General features: G+C 73.1%; 5 protein-coding genes. All 5 read left to right on the forward strand.

Annotation, left to right across the window (positions count from 1 at the left end; genetic code table 11):
- Positions 1 to 23 precede the first annotated feature (23 nt).
- The 5 genes from ISP_RS03155 to ISP_RS03175 all read left to right on the forward strand — a co-directional run bounded on the left by ISP_RS03155 (position 24) and on the right by ISP_RS03175 (position 17655).
- Complete coding sequence (locus tag ISP_RS03155) at positions 24 to 1016, forward strand: Gfo/Idh/MocA family protein (protein WP_230468693.1); 993 nt, start codon at positions 24 to 26, stop codon at positions 1014 to 1016.
- Positions 1013 to 1780, forward strand: coding sequence for a Gfo/Idh/MocA family protein (locus tag ISP_RS03160; protein ID WP_013222544.1), 768 nt, complete (start codon positions 1013 to 1015; stop codon positions 1778 to 1780). The genes ISP_RS03155 and ISP_RS03160 overlap by 4 nt, the downstream gene beginning before the upstream one ends.
- A 188-nt stretch (positions 1781 to 1968) precedes the next feature.
- On the forward strand, positions 1969 to 2184 hold the full coding sequence (locus ISP_RS03165) for a DUF5988 family protein (RefSeq protein ID WP_034285930.1): 216 nt from the start codon (positions 1969 to 1971) through the stop codon (positions 2182 to 2184).
- Positions 2185 to 2216: 32 nt separating this feature from the next.
- Positions 2217 to 3407, forward strand: a complete 1191-nt coding sequence (locus ISP_RS03170; RefSeq protein ID WP_013222546.1) for a cytochrome P450 — start codon at positions 2217 to 2219, stop codon at positions 3405 to 3407.
- A 40-nt stretch (positions 3408 to 3447) separates the two neighbouring features.
- Positions 3448 to 17655 carry a type I polyketide synthase gene (locus tag ISP_RS03175; RefSeq protein ID WP_013222547.1) on the forward strand — a complete coding sequence of 4736 codons (14208 nt, stop codon included), beginning with the start codon at positions 3448 to 3450 and terminating at the stop codon, positions 17653 to 17655.
- The last annotated feature ends 21 nt before the right edge of the window (positions 17656 to 17676 follow it).

Consider the following 17676-nt stretch of genomic DNA (forward strand, 5'->3'; position numbering starts at 1 on the left):
GCGGCGTGGGCGAGTCTCGATACGTGAAGACGTTGCGGCAGCTCGAGGTGGCCCTGATCGGTGCGGGGCTCATCGCCCGGCTGCACCTGGAAGCGTGGCTCGGCGCCGGCGCCGCCGTGCGGGTGTACTCCGACGACGGCCGGAGCCGCGAGCTGGCGGCGGAGTTCGGCGCGAAGGCCGCCGGGTCCCTGGAAGAGGCGCTCGACGGCGCCGACGCCGTCGACATCTGCACGCCGACCGCGAGCCACCACGAGATCGCCCTGACCGCCATCGCCGCCGGTGTCGGCGTCGTGTGCGAGAAGCCGCTGGCGGCCAGCGCCGAAGAGGCCGAAGAGATCGTCACCGCCGCCGAACGGGCCGGGGTGCGGCTCTACGCCGCCCACGACGTGCGGTTCGCGGCGCCCTACGCGCGATTGCACGAGCTCGTTGCGAGCGGGCGGCTCGGGGAGGGTGCCCTCGGCCGGTTCTCCTTCTCCGCCTACCACCCGCGGCCCTGGACCGGGCACGCCTCCGCGCGGTCGGGCGGCATCCTCACCGACCAGCTGCTGCACGGCGCCGACCTCGCCCACTGGGTCTTCGGGGACGTCGTCCGCGTGCACGCCTGCTACCAGGGCGACATCGCCACCCCGGCGCCCGAAGGGGCCGTCGCGACCGGGACCGCCGTGCTCACCCACGCGAGCGGCGCCATCAGCCAGGTGGTGAGCCGGTGGACGGCCACGCCGCGGCCGCCGGTGCGGGTGGCCTTCCACGTCTCGGGTACCGGCGGGTCCGTCAGCTACGACTCCGAGTGGCCGCAGGAGGTCCGGGTCGTCGACGGCGGCGCCGGGAACTTCGCTTACGGCGGGCCGTCGGTGTTCGACACCGAAATGCGGGAGTTCGCCACGGCTTTCGCGGGTGGACCCGAGCCGAGGATCGGCGCGAAGGACGCGCTGGCCGCCGTGCGGATCATCCACGCCGCCGCCGAGTCCGCGTGGACCGGGCGGGCCGTCGAACTGCCGGTGAGGGGAGCAGCGTGAAGGTCGCCATCCTGTCGTCCACGCCCCAGGCCTACGCCGGGGCGCTGCGCGGCCTGCCGGACGTCGAAGTCGTGGCCGCGGCGAGCTGGGACGCGTTCGAGCCCGTCCGGCAAGCGGCCGAGGCCGGCGCGCGCGTGCTGTGCGAATACCCGCCCGCGGCCAAGGAAACCGACCTGAAAGCGATGATCGACGCCGCGGGCGACCGGCTCACGTTCGCGTCCCCGGCCTGCCACGGCGAGGCGTTCGCCGTGGTGCGCAAGGGAATCGCCGACGGTGGCATCGGTGAGCTCACGACCGTCCTCGGCTCGGTGGCCACGAGCGTGGACGGGGTGCTGGGTGCCGCCGCGCCGTACCTGCTCGACCTGGCGGACGCCGTTCTCGGTGGTGAGCCCGCGCAGCAGGTGTACGCCCAGACCAACATCGTCCTCAGTGGACGGATCGGGGAAAGCGCGGCGGTGCTGACCGTGCGGTACCGGAGCGGGCAGGTCGCGTCGTTCGACTGCCGCCGCCACGGTTCCGCGACGGGACTGCCGGCCGTCACCTTCATCGGGGACCAGGGGAGCGTCCAGTACGACGCCGGTCCGCAGCTGCTCGGCGGCGAGCGGCCCGAACTGGGTGGCGAAGACCTGGAGGCGTTGATGCTCAAGGACTTCCTGGGTGCCGGGGACGGGCCCGGACCGGACGGTCAGGCCGCTCTGCGGACGTTCCGGATCATCCAAGCGGCCTACGAATCGGCGCACACGGGGCAGCCCGTCGACCTGTAACGCGGCTTCATCTCTAAGGGTCTTTCTCCTGTGCCACAGGAGAAAGACCCTTTTTCGCGGTGCCTTCAGCGGCTGCGCGGGGCTCTACCAGAGTGAGGGATGTCGCCTTGCGGTGGCTCGCCTAGCCTGAATCGAGAATGCAAGACCGTTCTGTGCTGGGAGATCCCCCGAAACAGGTGGAGGCCGCGATGAGTGTTACGCAGGTGAAAATCGCGTTGAGCGGTGGACCGGCCGAACTGGCGCCGGCGCACCGCAGCGTCGACTCCGGCGCGCTGGAGAACACGCTCAAGATCCGCCACGGGGCCGGTTACGAGCATTTCGTGCACGGCGGCGAATTCCAGGCCGTCGACGGCTGCGACATCGCGGTCTTCCGGTGGTCGCACCGCACGAAGATCGCCGAATAAGAATTTCCGGATCTCCCACGGGAAAGGTTTCCATGACCGACGCAATATCCTTCGAGGTGCCGTGGGACCGGACCGACAAGTTCGACCCGCCCGCGGTGTTCGACTCTCTGCGCGAAGAACGTCCGCTCGCGAAGATGGTTTACCCGGATGGGCACGTCGGCTGGATCGTTTCCAGCTACGAGCTGGTCCGCGAGGTCCTCAGCGACCTGCGGTTCAGCCACAGCTGCGAAGTCGGCCACTTCCCGGTGACCCACCAGGGCCAGGTCATCCCGACCCACCCGCTGATCCCCGGCATGTTCATCCACATGGACCCGCCCGAGCACACGCGCTACCGCAAGCTGCTGACCGGCGAGTTCACCGTCCGCCGCGCCAGCAGGCTGATCCCGCGGGCCGAGGCCGTGGCCGCCGAGCAGATCGAGGTCATGCGGGCCAAGGGCGCCCCCGCGGACGTGGTCATGGACTTCGCCAAGCCGCTGGTGCTGCGGATGCTGGGCGAGCTCGTCGGCCTGCCCTACGAGGAACGCGACCGGTACGTGCCCGCGGTGACCCTCCTGCACGACGCCGAAGCGGACCCGGCCGAGGCCGCGGCCGCCTACGAGGTGGCCGGGAAGTTCTTCGACGAGGTCATCGAGCGCCGCCGGCAGCGGCCCCAGGACGACCTCATCAGCTCGCTCGTCACCGAGGACCTGACCCAGGAGGAGCTGCGCAACATCGTCACCCTGCTGCTGTTCGCCGGGTACGAGACCACCGAGGGCGCGCTCGCCACCGGCGTCTTCGCGCTGCTGCACCACACCGATCAGCTGGCGGCACTGCGCGCGGAGCCGGAAAAGCTCGACGCCGCGATCGAAGAGCTGCTGCGCTACCTGACCGTCAACCAGTACCACACCTACCGCACCGCGCTGGAGGACGTGAAGCTGGAGGGCGAGCTGATCAAGAAGGGCGACACGGTGACGGTGTCGCTGCCCGCGGCCAACCGCGACCCGGCCAAGTTCGGCTGTCCCGCGGAGCTCGACATCGAGCGGGACACCTCCGGCCACGTCGCGTTCGGCTTCGGCATCCACCAGTGCCTGGGCCAGAACCTGGCGCGCATCGAGCTGCGGGCCGGCTTCACGGCGCTCCTGCGGGCGTTCCCCGAGCTCCGGCTGGCCGTCCCGGCCGACGAGGTTCCGCTGCGGCTGAAGGGTTCCGTCTTCTCGGTGAAGAAGCTGCCCGTCTCCTGGTGAGCGTTCTTCCCCTCGAACACCCGAAAGGATCTGCGGCACAGTGCGCACCGATCTCATCAAGCCACTTCACGTCGCACTCCTGGAGAACGCGACCCGCTTCGCCGGCAAGCCGGCCTTCGCCGACGACCACCGGACGGTCACCTACGGCGACCTCGAGGCGCGGACGCGCCGGCTGGCCGGGCACCTGGCCGGCCTCGGTGTCCGGCACGGCGACCGGGTGGCGATCTGCCTCGGCAACCGGGTGTCCACTGTGGAGAGTTACTTCGCGATCCTGCGCGCGGGTGCCGTCGGCGTGCCGCTCAACCCCGGTTCGGCGACGGCCGAGCTCGAGCACCCGCTGACCGACAGCGGCGCCACGGTGGTCGTCACCGACGCCGCCCAGGCGGCCCGGCTCCGGCTCGCGCCGCACGTCGAGCTGCTGGTGACCGGCGACGACGTCCCGGAGGGCGCCCACTCCTACGACGAACTCGCCCTCAGCGAACCGGCCGAGCCCGCCGCGGACGACCTCGAGCTCGACGAGCCGGCGTGGATGTTCTACACGTCGGGCACGACCGGGCGGCCCAAGGGCGTCGTGTCCACGCAGCGCAACTGCCTCTGGTCCGTCGCTTCCTGCTACGTGCCGTTCCCCGGGTTGTCGGACCAGGACCGGGTGCTCTGGCCGCTCCCGCTGTTCCACAGCCTTTCGCACATCGCCTGCGTCCTGTCCGCCACCGTGGTCGGGGCCAGCGTCCGGATCGCCGACGGCAGCTCCGCCGACGACGTGATGCGGCTGATCGAGGCGGAGAGCTCGACCTTCCTGGCCGGCGTGCCGACCACCTACCACCACCTGGTGCGGGCCGCCCGGCAGCGCGGTTTCTCCGCGCCGAGCCTGCGGATCGGCCTGGCCGGGGGCGCGGTCCTCGGCGCCGGGCTGCGAAGCGAGTTCGAAGAGACCTTCGGGGTCCCGCTGATCGACGCCTACGGCAGCACCGAGACCTGCGGGGCGATCACCATGAACCCGCCGGACGGCGCCCGCGTCGAGGGCTCGTGCGGCTTGGCCGTGCCGGGCGTCGACGTGCGGGTCGTCGACCCCGACACCGGGCTCGACGTCCCCGCCGGCGAGGAGGGCGAGGTCTGGGTCAGCGGGCCGAACGTCATGCTCGGCTACCACAACAGCCCGGAGGCGACCGCCGCGGCGATGCGGGACGGCTGGTTCCGGACCGGGGACCTGGCCCGCCGCGACGACGCCGGTTACTTCACCATCTGCGGCCGGATCAAGGAACTCATCATCCGCGGCGGCGCGAACATCCACCCCGGCGAGGTCGAGGCGGTCCTGCGCACGGTCGACGGCGTCGCGGACGCGGCGGTCGGCGGTGTGCCGCACGACACGCTCGGCGAGGTGCCGGTCGCCTACGTCATCCCCGGACCGACCGGTTTCGATCCTGCGGCGTTGATCGAGAAGTGCCGCGAACAGCTGTCCGCCTACAAGGTGCCGGACCGGATCCTCGAGGTCGCCCACATTCCCCGGACCGCGTCGGGCAAGATCCGGCGCGGGCTGCTGACCGACGAGCCCGCGCAGCTGCGGTACGCCGCGACCGAACACGAGGAACAGTCCCGGCACGCCGACGAGTCCGTCGCGGCGGCGCTGCGCGCGCGACTGTCCGGTTTGGACGAACGCGCCCAGTGCGAGCTCCTGGAAGACCTCGTCCGCACCCAGGCGGCCGACGTGCTGGGGCAGCCGGTCCCGGACGGGCGTGCGTTCCGCGACCTCGGCTTCACGTCGCTGGCCATCGTGGAGCTGCGCAACCGGCTGACCGAGCACACCGGGCTCTGGCTGCCCGCCAGCGCCGTCTTCGACCACCCCACGCCGGCGGCGCTGGCCGCCCGCGTCCGGGCTGAGCTCCTCGGGATCACGCAGGCCGTCGCGGAGCCGGTCGTCGCGGCCGACCCGGGCGAGCCGATCGCGATCGTGGGGATGGCCTGCCGCCTGCCGGGTGGCGTGGCGTCCCCGGAAGACCTGTGGCGGCTGGTGGCCGAGCGCGTCGACGCCGTTTCGGAGTTCCCCGGCGACCGCGGCTGGGACCTGGACAGCCTGATCGACCCGGACCGGGAGCGCGCCGGGACGTCGTACGTCGGCCAGGGCGGATTCCTGCACGACGCCGGCGAGTTCGACGCCGGGTTCTTCGGGATCTCGCCGCGTGAGGCCGTCGCGATGGACCCGCAGCAGCGGTTGCTGCTGGAGACGTCGTGGGAGGCCCTCGAAAACGCCGGAGTCGACCCGATCGCGTTGAAGGGCACCGACACCGGCGTGTTCTCCGGCCTCATGGGCCAGGGGTACGGGTCCGGCGCGGTGGCGCCGGAGCTCGAAGGTTTCGTCACCACCGGGGTCGCGTCGAGCGTGGCCTCGGGCCGGGTGTCGTACGTGCTGGGACTGGAAGGCCCGGCGGTCACCGTGGACACCGCGTGTTCGTCGTCGCTGGTCGCGATGCACCTGGCCGCGCAGGCCCTGCGGCAGGGCGAATGCTCGATGGCGCTCGCCGGCGGGGTCACGGTGATGGCCACGCCGGGCTCGTTCGTCGAGTTCTCCCGCCAGCGGGCCCTGGCGCCCGACGGGCGCTGCAAGGCCTTCGCGGCGGCGGCCGACGGGACCGGCTGGTCCGAGGGTGTCGGCGTGGTCGTCCTCGAGCGGCTGTCCGTGGCGCGCGAGCGGGGCCACCGGATCCTGGCCGTTTTGCGTGGCAGCGCGGTCAACCAGGACGGCGCGTCCAACGGGCTCACCGCGCCGAACGGCCTCTCGCAGCAGCGGGTCATCCGCCGCGCGCTGGCCGCGGCCGGGCTGGCACCGTCCGATGTGGACGTCGTCGAGGCGCACGGCACCGGGACCACGCTGGGTGACCCGATCGAGGCGCAGGCCCTGCTGGCGACCTACGGCCAGGAGCGGAAGCAGCCGTTGTGGCTCGGTTCGCTCAAGTCGAACATCGGCCACGCGCAGGCGGCCGCGGGCGTTGCGGGCGTCATCAAGATGGTGCAGGCGCTGCGGCACGAGACCTTGCCGCCGACGCTGCATGTCGACAAGCCGACTCTTGAGGTGGACTGGTCCGCCGGTGCCATTGAACTGCTGACGGAGGCCCGTGCGTGGCCGCGCAACGGCCGTCCGCGCCGGGCCGGGGTGTCGTCGTTCGGCGTCAGCGGGACCAACGCGCACCTGATCCTGGAGGAGGCGCCGGCCGAGGAGCCGGTCGCTGCCCCGGAACTGCCGGTGGTGCCCCTGGTGGTGTCGGCGCGGAGCACGGAGTCGCTGTCCGGGCAGGCCGAGCGGCTGGCGTCCCTCCTCGAAGGGGACGTCTCGCTGACCGAGGTGGCCGGGGCGCTGGTGTCCCGCCGGGCGGTGCTGGACGAGCGGGCCGTCGTCGTGGCCGGTTCGCGCGAGGAAGCCGTGACCGGGCTGCGGGCGCTGAACACGGCCGGTTCGGGGACGCCGGGCAAGGTCGTGTGGGTGTTCCCGGGGCAGGGGACGCAGTGGGCCGGGATGGGCCGTGAGCTGCTGGCCGAGTCCCCGGTGTTCGCCGAGCGGATCGCCGAGTGCGCGGCCGCGTTGGCGCCGTGGATCGACTGGTCGCTCGTCGACGTCCTGCGCGGCGAGGGCGACCTGGGTCGGGTCGATGTGCTGCAGCCGGCCTGTTTCGCGGTGATGGTCGGGCTGGCTGCCGTCTGGGAGTCCGTGGGGGTCCGGCCGGACGCCGTCGTCGGGCACTCGCAGGGTGAGATCGCGGCTGCCTGCGTTTCGGGGGCGTTGTCCCTCGAGGACGCGGCGAAGGTGGTGGCCCTGCGCAGCCAGGCCATCGCGGCGGAACTGTCCGGCCGCGGCGGGATGGCGTCGGTCGCCCTGGGCGAGGACGACGTCGTTTCGCGGCTGGTGGACGGGGTCGAGGTCGCCGCCGTCAACGGCCCGTCGTCGGTGGTGATCGCCGGGGATGCCCATGCCCTCGACGCGACCCTGGAAATCTTGTCCGGGGAAGGCATCCGGGTTCGGCGGGTGGCGGTGGACTACGCCTCGCACACCCGGCATGTCGAGGACATCCGCGACACTCTTGCCGAAACCTTGGCCGGGATCAGTGCGCAGGCGCCGGCTGTGCCGTTCTACTCCACCGTCACGAGCGAGTGGGTGCGCGACGCGGGGGTGCTGGACGGCGGCTACTGGTACCGGAACCTGCGCAACCAGGTCCGGTTCGGAGCGGCCGCGACGGCCCTGCTCGAGCAGGGCCACACGGTGTTCGTCGAGGTCAGTGCGCACCCGGTGACGGTCCAGCCCTTGAGCGAGCTCACCGGGGACGCGATCGGGACATTGCGGCGTGAAGACGGTGGCCTGCGGCGGTTGCTGGCTTCGATGGGTGAGCTGTTCGTCCGCGGCATCGACGTGGACTGGACGGCGATGGTGCCCGCGGCCGGCTGGGTCGACTTGCCGACCTACGCGTTCGAACACCGGCACTACTGGCTCGAGCCCGCCGAGCCCGCTTCGGCCGGAGACCCGCTGCTGGGCACAGTCGTCAGCACTCCCGGTTCGGACCGACTCACCGCCGTGGCGCAGTGGTCGCGCCGGGCGCAGCCCTGGGCGGTGGACGGCCTGGTGCCGAACGCGGCCCTGGTCGAGGCGGCCATCCGGCTCGGCGACCTGGCCGGCACCCCCGTCGTCGGCGAACTGGTCGTCGACGCGCCGGTGGTGCTGCCGCGGCGCGGCAGCCGCGAGGTCCAGCTGATCGTCGGCGAGCCCGGCGAGCAGCGGCGGCGTCCGATCGAGGTCTTTTCCCGGGAAGCCGACGAGCCGTGGACGCGGCACGCGCACGGCACACTCGCTCCCGCCGCCGCTGCGGTGCCAGAACCGGCGGCGGCGGGAGACGCCACCGACGTCACCGTGGCCGGCCTGCGCGACGCGGACCGGTACGGGATCCACCCCGCGCTGCTGGACGCCGCCGTCCGCACGGTCGTCGGCGACGACCTGCTCCCGTCGGTGTGGACCGGCGTGTCCCTGCTGGCCTCCGGGGCCACGGCCGTGACCGTGACGCCGACGGCGACCGGCCTGCGGCTGACCGACCCGGCCGGGCAGCCCGTCCTGACCGTCGAATCCGTGCGCGGCACGCCGTTCGTCGCCGAGCAGGGGACCACCGACGCGCTCTTCCGCGTCGACTGGCCGGAAATCCCGCTGCCCACCGCCGAAACCGCGGACTTCCTGCCGTACGAAGCCACGTCGGCCGAGGCGACCCTCTCCGCGCTCCAGGCCTGGCTGGCAGACCCCGCGGAAACCCGGCTGGCCGTGGTCACCGGGGACTGCACCGAACCCGGCGCGGCCGCGATCTGGGGCCTGGTGCGCTCGGCGCAGTCCGAACACCCCGGCCGGATCGTGCTGGCCGACCTCGACGACCCCGCCGTGCTGCCCGCCGTGGTGGCGAGCGGCGAACCGCAGGTGCGGGTGCGCAACGGCGTCGCCTCGGTGCCGCGCTTGACCCGGGTTACTCCCCGGCAGGACGCGCGGCCGCTCGACCCCGAGGGCACCGTCCTGATCACCGGCGGCACCGGCACGCTCGGTGCGCTGACCGCCCGGCACCTCGTCACCGCGCACGGCGTCCGGCACCTGGTGCTGGTCAGCCGCCGCGGTGAGGCTCCCGAGCTGCAGGAAGAACTGACCGCACTGGGGGCATCCGTCGCCATCGCCGCCTGCGACGTGGCAGACCGGGCGCAGCTCGAAGCCGTCTTGCGCGCGATCCCGGCCGAGCACCCGCTCACCGCCGTGATCCACACCGCGGGGGTCCTCGACGACGGCGTCGTCACCGAGCTGACCCCGGACCGGCTCGCCACCGTGCGGCGGCCGAAGGTCGACGCCGCCCGGCTCCTGGACGAGCTCACCCGGGAGGCCGATCTCGCCGCGTTCGTGCTGTTCTCCTCGGCGGCGGGTGTGCTGGGCAACCCCGGCCAGGCCGGGTACGCCGCCGCCAACGCCGAGCTGGATGCGTTGGCGCGCCAGCGGAACAGCCTCGACCTGCCCGCGGTGTCCATCGCATGGGGCTACTGGGCGACGGTCAGCGGGATGACCGAGCACCTGGGCGACGCCGACCTGCGGCGCAACCAGCGGATCGGCATGTCCGGGCTTCCCGCCGACGAGGGCATGGCGCTGCTGGACGCCGCCATCGCCACCGGTGGCACGCTGGTCGCGGCCAAGTTCGACGTCGCCGCGCTGCGGGCGACGGCGAAGGCCGGCGGCCCGGTGCCGCCGCTGCTGCGTGGCCTGGCCCCGCTGCCGCGCCGGGCGGCGGCCAAGACCGCGTCGCTGACCGAACGCCTCGCCGGGCTGGCCGAGACCGAGCAGGCCGCGGCCCTGCTCGACCTGGTCCGGCGGCACGCCGCCGAGGTGCTCGGGCACAGCGGCGCCGAATCCGTCCATTCAGGACGGACGTTCAAGGACGCCGGCTTCGACTCGCTGACCGCGGTGGAACTGCGGAACCGCCTCGCGGCCGCGACCGGGCTCACCCTGTCCCCGGCGATGATCTTCGACTACCCGAAGCCCCCGGCGCTCGCGGACCACCTGCGCGCCAAGCTCTTCGGATCGGCGGCGAACCGGCCGGCCGAGATCGGCACCGCCGCGGCCGAGGAGCCGATCGCGATCGTCGCGATGGCGTGCCGCTTCCCCGGTGGCGTGCACAGCCCCGAGGACCTGTGGCGGCTGGTCGCCGACGGCGCCGACGCCGTCACCGAGTTCCCCGCCGACCGCGGCTGGGACACCGACCGGCTCTACCACGAAGACCCCGACCACGAAGGCACGACGTACGTCCGGCACGGCGCCTTCCTCGACGACGCCGCCGGGTTCGACGCCGCCTTCTTCGGCATCTCGCCGAACGAGGCGCTCGCCATGGACCCGCAGCAGCGGCTGCTGCTGGAGACGTCCTGGGAGCTGTTCGAGCGGGCCGCGATCGACCCGACCACGCTGGCCGGCCAGGACATCGGCGTCTTCGCCGGCGTCAACAGCCACGACTACAGCATGCGGATGCACCGGGCCGCCGGTGTCGAGGGCTTCCGGCTCACCGGCGGTTCGGCCAGCGTGCTCTCCGGCCGCGTCGCCTACCACTTCGGCGTCGAAGGCCCGGCCGTCACGGTCGACACGGCCTGCTCGTCTTCGCTGGTCGCGCTGCACATGGCGGTGCAGGCCCTGCAGCGCGGCGAGTGCTCCATGGCGCTCGCGGGCGGCGTGATGGTGATGGGCACGGTCGAGACGTTCGTCGAGTTCTCGCGGCAGCGCGGGCTGGCCCCCGACGGCCGCTGCAAGGCGTTCGCCGACGGCGCGGACGGCACCGGCTGGTCCGAGGGCGTCGGGCTGCTCCTGGTGGAGCGGCTGTCCGAGGCTCAGCGTCGCGGGCACCAGGTCCTCGCCGTGGTCCGCGGGTCGGCGGTCAACTCCGACGGCGCGTCGAACGGCTTGACGGCCCCGAACGGCCCGTCCCAGCAGCGCGTGATCCGCAAGGCACTGGCCGCCGCCGGACTGTCCACATCGGACGTCGACGCGGTGGAGGCGCACGGCACCGGGACGACCCTGGGCGACCCGATCGAGGCCGAGGCGCTGCTGGCCACCTACGGCCAGAACCGGGAAACGCCGCTGTGGCTCGGGTCGGTGAAGTCGAACCTCGGGCACACGCAGGCGGCTGCGGGTGTCGCAGGCGTGATCAAGATGGTCATGGCCATGCGCCACGGCGTCCTGCCCCGGACGCTGCACGTCGACCGGCCGTCGTCCTATGTGGACTGGTCGGCCGGTGCGGTCGAGCTGCTGACCGAGGCACGGGACTGGGTGAGCAACGGCCACCCGCGCCGCGCGGGCGTGTCGTCGTTCGGCATCGGCGGCACCAACGCGCACGTCGTCCTCGAAGAGGTTGCCGCACCGATCACCACGCCGCAGCCTGAGCCGGCCGAGTTCCTGGTGCCGGTGCTCGTCTCCGCGCGGACGGCGGCGGGTCTGCGCGGCCAGGCCGGACGGCTCGCCGCGTTCCTCGGCGACCGGACCGACGTCCGCGTCCCCGATGCCGCCTACGCACTGGCCACCACGCGCGCCCAGCTCGACCACCGGGCCGTCGTCCTGGCCTCCGACCGGGCACAGCTCTGCGCGGACCTTGCCGCGTTCGGCTCCGGCGTCGTGACCGGAACGCCGGTTGACGGCAAGCTGGCCGTGCTCTTCACCGGCCAGGGCAGCCAGTGGGCCGGGATGGGCCGTGAACTCGCCGAGACGTTCCCGGTCTTCCGCGACGCCTTCGAGGCCGCGTGCGAGGCCGTGGACACGCACCTGCGTGAGCGTCCGCTGCGCGAGGTCGTGTTCGACGACAGCGCGCTGCTCGACCAGACGATGTACACCCAGGGCGCCCTGTTCGCCGTGGAGACCGCGTTGTTCCGGCTCTTCGAGTCCTGGGGTGTGCGGCCGGGTCTCCTCGCCGGTCACTCGATCGGCGAGCTCGCCGCCGCGCACGTGTCCGGCGTGCTGGACCTGGCCGACGCGGGCGAGCTGGTCGCCGCGCGCGGCCGGCTGATGCAGGCCCTGCCCGCGGGCGGCGCGATGGTCGCCGTCCAGGCGACCGAGGACGAAGTCGCGCCCCTGCTCGACGGCACGGTCTGCGTCGCCGCGGTCAACGGTCCGGACTCGGTGGTGCTCTCCGGCACCGAAGCCGCCGTGCTCGCCGTCGCGGATGAACTGGCTGGTCGCGGCCGTAAGACCCGACGGCTGGCCGTGAGCCACGCCTTCCACTCGCCGCTCATGGAACCGATGCTCGACGACTTCCGCGCGGTCGCCGAACGCCTGACGTACCGGGCCGGTTCGCTGCCCGTCGTCTCGACGCTGACCGGGGAACTCGCGGCGCTCGACAGCCCGGACTACTGGGTCGGCCAGGTGCGCAACGCCGTGCGGTTCAGCGACGCCGTCACCGCGCTGGGCGCCCAAGGCGCGTCGACGTTCCTCGAGCTCGGCCCGGGCGGTGCGCTCGCCGCGATGGCGCTCGGCACGCTCGGCGGACCCGAGCAGAGCTGCGTCGCGACCCTGCGCAAGAACGGCGCCGAGGTGCCCGACGTCCTCACCGCGCTCGCCGAACTGCACGTCCGGGGCGTGGGCGTCGACTGGACGACCGTGCTCGACGAACCGGCCACGGCGGTCGGGACCGTCCTGCCCACCTACGCGTTCCAGCACCAGCGCTTCTGGGTCGACGTCGACGAAACAGCGGCCGTCAGCGTCACCCCGCCGCCGGCGGAGCCGATCGTGGACCGGCCGGTGCAGGACGTGCTGGAGCTGGTCCGGGAGAGCGCCGCGGTGGTGCTCGGGCACCGGGACGCCGGCAGTTTCGACCTCGACCGGTCCTTCAAGGACCACGGCTTCGACTCGCTCAGCGCGGTCAAGCTGCGCAACCGTCTGCGCGACTTCACCGGCGTGGAGCTGCCCAGCACCCTGATCTTCGACTACCCGAACCCGGCCGTCCTCGCGGACCACCTGCGGGCCGAACTGCTCGGCGAGCGCCCGGCCGCGCCGGCCCCGGTGACGAGGGACGTCTCCGACGAGCCGATCGCGATCGTCGGCATGAGCACCCGGCTGCCGGGTGGCGCCGACAGCCCCGAAGAGCTGTGGAAGCTCGTCGCGGAGGGACGGGACGCCGTGTCCGGCTTCCCCGTCGACCGCGGCTGGGACCTCGACGGCCTCTACCACCCGGACCCCGCCCACGCCGGGACGAGCTACACGCGTTCGGGCGGCTTCCTGCACGACGCGGCCCAGTTCGACGCCGGGCTCTTCGGGATCTCACCGCGTGAGGCCCTGGCCATGGACCCGCAGCAGCGGCTGCTGCTGGAGACGTCGTGGGAAGCCTTGGAGCGCGCGGGGGTCGACCCGCTGTCCGCCCGCGGCAGCGACGTCGGCGTCTTCACCGGGATCGTCCACCACGACTACGTGACGCGGCTGCGCGAAGTGCCCGAAGACGTCCAGGGCTACACGATGACCGGCACGGCTTCGAGCGTGGCGTCGGGCCGGGTGGCGTACGTCTTCGGCTTCGAGGGCCCGGCGGTCACCGTGGACACCGCGTGTTCGTCGTCGCTGGTCGCGATGCACCTGGCGGCGCAGGCGCTGCGGCAGGGGGAGTGCTCGATGGCCCTGGCCGGCGGCGCGACCGTGATGGCCAGCCCGGACGCCTTCCTCGAGTTCTCCCGCCAGCGCGGCCTGTCCGCGGACGGCCGGTGCAAGGCGTACGCGGAAGGCGCGGACGGCACGGGCTGGGCCGAGGGCGTCGGTGTCGTCGTCCTCGAACGGCTTTCGGTGGCACGCGAACGTGGCCACCGGGTGCTGGCGGTCCTGCGCGGCAGCGCGGTGAACCAGGACGGTGCTTCCAACGGCCTGACCGCCCCGAACGGGCCGTCGCAGCAGCGGGTGATCCGCGGCGCGCTGGCGAGCGCCGGGCTGGCACCGTCCGATGTGGACGTCGTGGAGGGCCACGGGACCGGGACCGCGCTGGGTGACCCGATCGAGGTCCAGGCGCTGCTGGCCACCTACGGGCAGGAGCGGGAACAGCCGTTGTGGCTCGGCTCGCTGAAGTCGAACCTCGGGCACACGCAGGCCGCGGCCGGGGTCGTGGGCGTGATCAAGATGATCATGGCCATGCGCCACGGCGTCATGCCGGCCACGCTGCACGTCGACGAGCGCACGAGCCAGGTCGACTGGTCGGCGGGCGCGATCGAGGTGTTGACCGAGGCCCGGGAGTGGCCGCGCACCGGACGTCCGCGCCGGGCCGGGGTGTCCTCCTTCGGCGCCAGCGGCACCAACGCGCACCTGATCATCGAGGAAGGTCCCGCCGAAGAGGCCGTGGACGAAGAGGTGGCCTCCGTGGTGCCGCTGGTCGTCTCCGCCCGCAGCGCCGGTTCGCTGGCCGGGCAGGCCGGGCGCCTGGCCGCGGTCCTCGAGAACGAATCGTTGGCCGGGGTGGCCGGTGCCCTGGTTTCCGGCCGCGCGACGCTGAACGAGCGCGCGGTCGTCATCGCGGGCTCCCGCGACGAGGCCCAGGACGGCCTGCAGGCACTGGCCCGCGGCGAGAACGCGCCCGGCGTCGTGACCGGGACGGCGGGCAAGCCGGGCAAGGTCGTCTGGGTCTTCCCCGGCCAGGGCTCGCAGTGGATGGGCATGGGCCGGGACCTCCTGGACTCCTCGCCGGTGTTCGCCGCGCGGATCAAGGAATGCGCTGCGGCACTGGAACAGTGGACCGACTGGTCGCTGCTGGACGTGCTGCGCGGCGACGCCGACCTGCTGGACCGGGTCGACGTGGTGCAGCCGGCCAGCTTCGCGATGATGGTCGGGCTCGCCGCGGTGTGGACCTCGCTGGGGGTGACCCCGGATGCGGTGCTCGGCCACTCCCAGGGCGAGATCGCCGCGGCGTGCGTGTCCGGCGCGCTGTCGCTGGACGACGCGGCGAAGGTGGTCGCGTTGCGCAGCCAGGCGATCGCGGGGGAGCTGGCGGGCCGCGGCGGGATGGCGTCGGTCGCACTGAGCGAAGAGGACGCAGTCGCGCGGCTGACGCCGTGGGCGAACCGGGTCGAGGTGGCCGCGGTCAACAGCCCGTCCTCGGTCGTCATCGCGGGAGACGCGCAGGCCCTCGACGAAGCCCTCGAAGCCCTGGCCGGCGACGGTGTCCGGGTCCGGCGGGTCGCGGTGGACTACGCCTCCCACACCCGGCACGTCGAGGCGATCGCCGAAACCCTGGCCAAGACCTTGGCCGGGATCGACGCGCGGGTTCCGGCGATTCCGTTCTATTCCACCGTCCTGGGCACGTGGATCGAGCAGGCCGTCGTCGACGCGGGCTACTGGTACCGGAACCTGCGGCAGCAGGTGCGGTTCGGCCCCTCGGTGGCGGACCTGGCCGGGCTGGGGCACACGGTGTTCGTGGAGATCAGCGCCCACCCGGTGCTGGTCCAGCCGCTGAGCGAGATCAGCGACGACGCGGTGGTGACCGGGTCGCTGCGGCGGGACGACGGGGGACTGCGGCGCCTGCTGGCGTCGGCGGCCGAACTGTACGTCCGGGGCGTGGCCGTGGACTGGACGGCGGCCGTGCCCGCGGCCGGCTGGGTGGACCTGCCGACGTACGCCTTCGACCGCCGCCACTTCTGGCTGCACGAAGCCGAGACCGCCGAAGCCGCCGAGGGCATGGACGGCGAGTTCTGGACGGCGATCGAACAGTCCGATGTGGACAGCTTGGCCGAGCTGCTCGAGCTGGTGCCGGAGCAGCGCGGGGCGCTCAGCACCGTCGTGCCCGTGCTGGCGCAGTGGCGGGACCGGCGCCGCGAGCGCTCGACCGCGGAGAAGCTGCGCTACCAGGTCACCTGGCAGCCCCTGGAGCGCGAAGCCGCCGGCGTGCCGGGCGGGCGCTGGCTGGCCGTCGTCCCGGCCGGCACCACCGACGCGCTCCTGAAGGAGCTGACCGGCCAGGGACTCGACATCGTCCGGCTGGAGATCGAGGAAGCTTCGCGGGCACAGCTCGCCGAGCAGCTGCGGAACGTCCTGGCGGAGCACGACCTCACCGGCGTGCTGTCGCTGCTCGCTCTCGACGGCGGCCCCGCGGACGCGGCCGAGATCACCGCGTCGACGCTCGCGCTGGTCCAGGCCCTGGGCGACACCACCACGTCCGCGCCGCTGTGGTGCCTCACTTCCGGCGCGGTGAACATCGGCATCCAGGACGCCGTGACCGCACCGGCCCAGGCGGCCGTGTGGGGGCTCGGCCGGGCCGTCGCGCTGGAGCGCCTCGACCGGTGGGGCGGCCTGGTCGACTTGCCCGCCGCGATCGACGCCCGCACGGCTCAGGCCCTGCTCGGCGTCCTGAACGGCGCCGCCGGGGAAGACCAGCTCGCGGTCCGGCGCTCGGGCGTCTACCGCAGGCGGCTGGTCCGCAAGCCCGTGCCGGAGTCCGCGACGAGCCGGTGGGAACCCCGCGGCACGGTCCTGGTGACCGGTGGGGCCGAAGGACTCGGCCGGCACGCCTCGGTCTGGCTCGCGCAGTCCGGCGCCGAACGGCTCATCGTCACCGGCACCGACGGCGTCGACGAACTGACGGCCGAGCTGGCCGAGTTCGGCACCACGGTCGAGTTCTGCGCCGACACCGACCGGGACGCGATCGCGCAGCTGGTGGCGGACTCGGAGGTCACCGCCGTGGTGCACGCCGCGGACATCGCGCAGACCAGCTCCGTCGACGACACCGGCGTGGCCGACCTCGACGAGGTGTTCGCCGCGAAGGTGACCACCGCGGTGTGGCTGGACCAGCTGTTCGAGGACACCCCGCTCGACGCGTTCGTCGTGTTCTCCTCGATCGCCGGCATCTGGGGCGGTGGCGGGCAGGGCCCGGCGGGTGCGGCGAACGCCGTCCTCGACGCCCTGGTCGAATGGCGCCGGGCCCGCGGCCTCAAGGCGACGTCGATCGCCTGGGGCGCGCTCGACCAGATCGGCATCGGCATGGACGAGGCCGCCCTCGCCCAGCTGCGCCGCCGCGGTGTCATCCCGATGGCGCCGCCGCTGGCGGTCACCGCGATGGTGCAGGCGGTCGCCGGCAACGAGAAGGCCGTGGCGGTGGCCGACATGGACTGGGCCGCCTTCATCCCGGCGTTCACCTCGGTCCGGCCCAGCCCGCTGTTCGCCGATCTGCCCGAGGCGAAGGCCATCCTCCGGGCGGCGCAGGACGACGGCGAAGACGGCGACACCGCGTCGTCGCTCGCGGACTCCCTGCGCGCGGTCCCCGACGCCGAGCAGAACCGCATCCTGCTGAAGCTGGTCCGCGGCCACGCTTCGACGGTGCTCGGCCACAGCGGCGCCGAAGGCATCGGCCCGCGCCAGGCGTTCCAGGAGGTCGGCTTCGACTCGCTGGCCGCGGTCAACCTCCGCAACAGCCTGCACGCGGCCACCGGGCTGCGGCTGCCCGCGACGCTGATCTTCGACTACCCCACCCCGGAGGCGCTGGTCGGCTACCTGCGCGTCGAACTCCTGCGGGAGGCCGACGACGGCCTGGACGGGCGGGAAGACGACCTCCGGCGAGTCCTCGCGGCCGTGCCGTTCGCCCGGTTCAAGGAGGCGGGCGTGCTGGACACGCTGCTCGGCCTCGCCGACACCGGCACCGAACCGGGCACGGACGCCGAGACCACCGAAGCGGCCCCGGCCGCCGACGACGCAGAACTGATCGACGCACTGGACATCTCCGGTCTCGTGCAACGAGCCCTCGGGCAGACGAGCTGACCGCCGATGGCGAACCAATCG

The organism is Amycolatopsis mediterranei, assembly GCF_026017845.1.
Taxonomy (GTDB): domain Bacteria; phylum Actinomycetota; class Actinomycetes; order Mycobacteriales; family Pseudonocardiaceae; genus Amycolatopsis; species Amycolatopsis mediterranei.

What these genes read in the sequence shown, in the direction of transcription:
- ISP_RS03165 (WP_034285930.1), top strand. Translation starts at nt 1,969, where the DNA reads ATGAGTGTTACGCAGGTGAAAATCGCGTTGAGCGGTGGACCGGCCGAA.
- ISP_RS03170 (WP_013222546.1), top strand. Translation starts at nt 2,217, where the DNA reads ATGACCGACGCAATATCCTTCGAGGTGCCGTGGGACCGGACCGACAAG.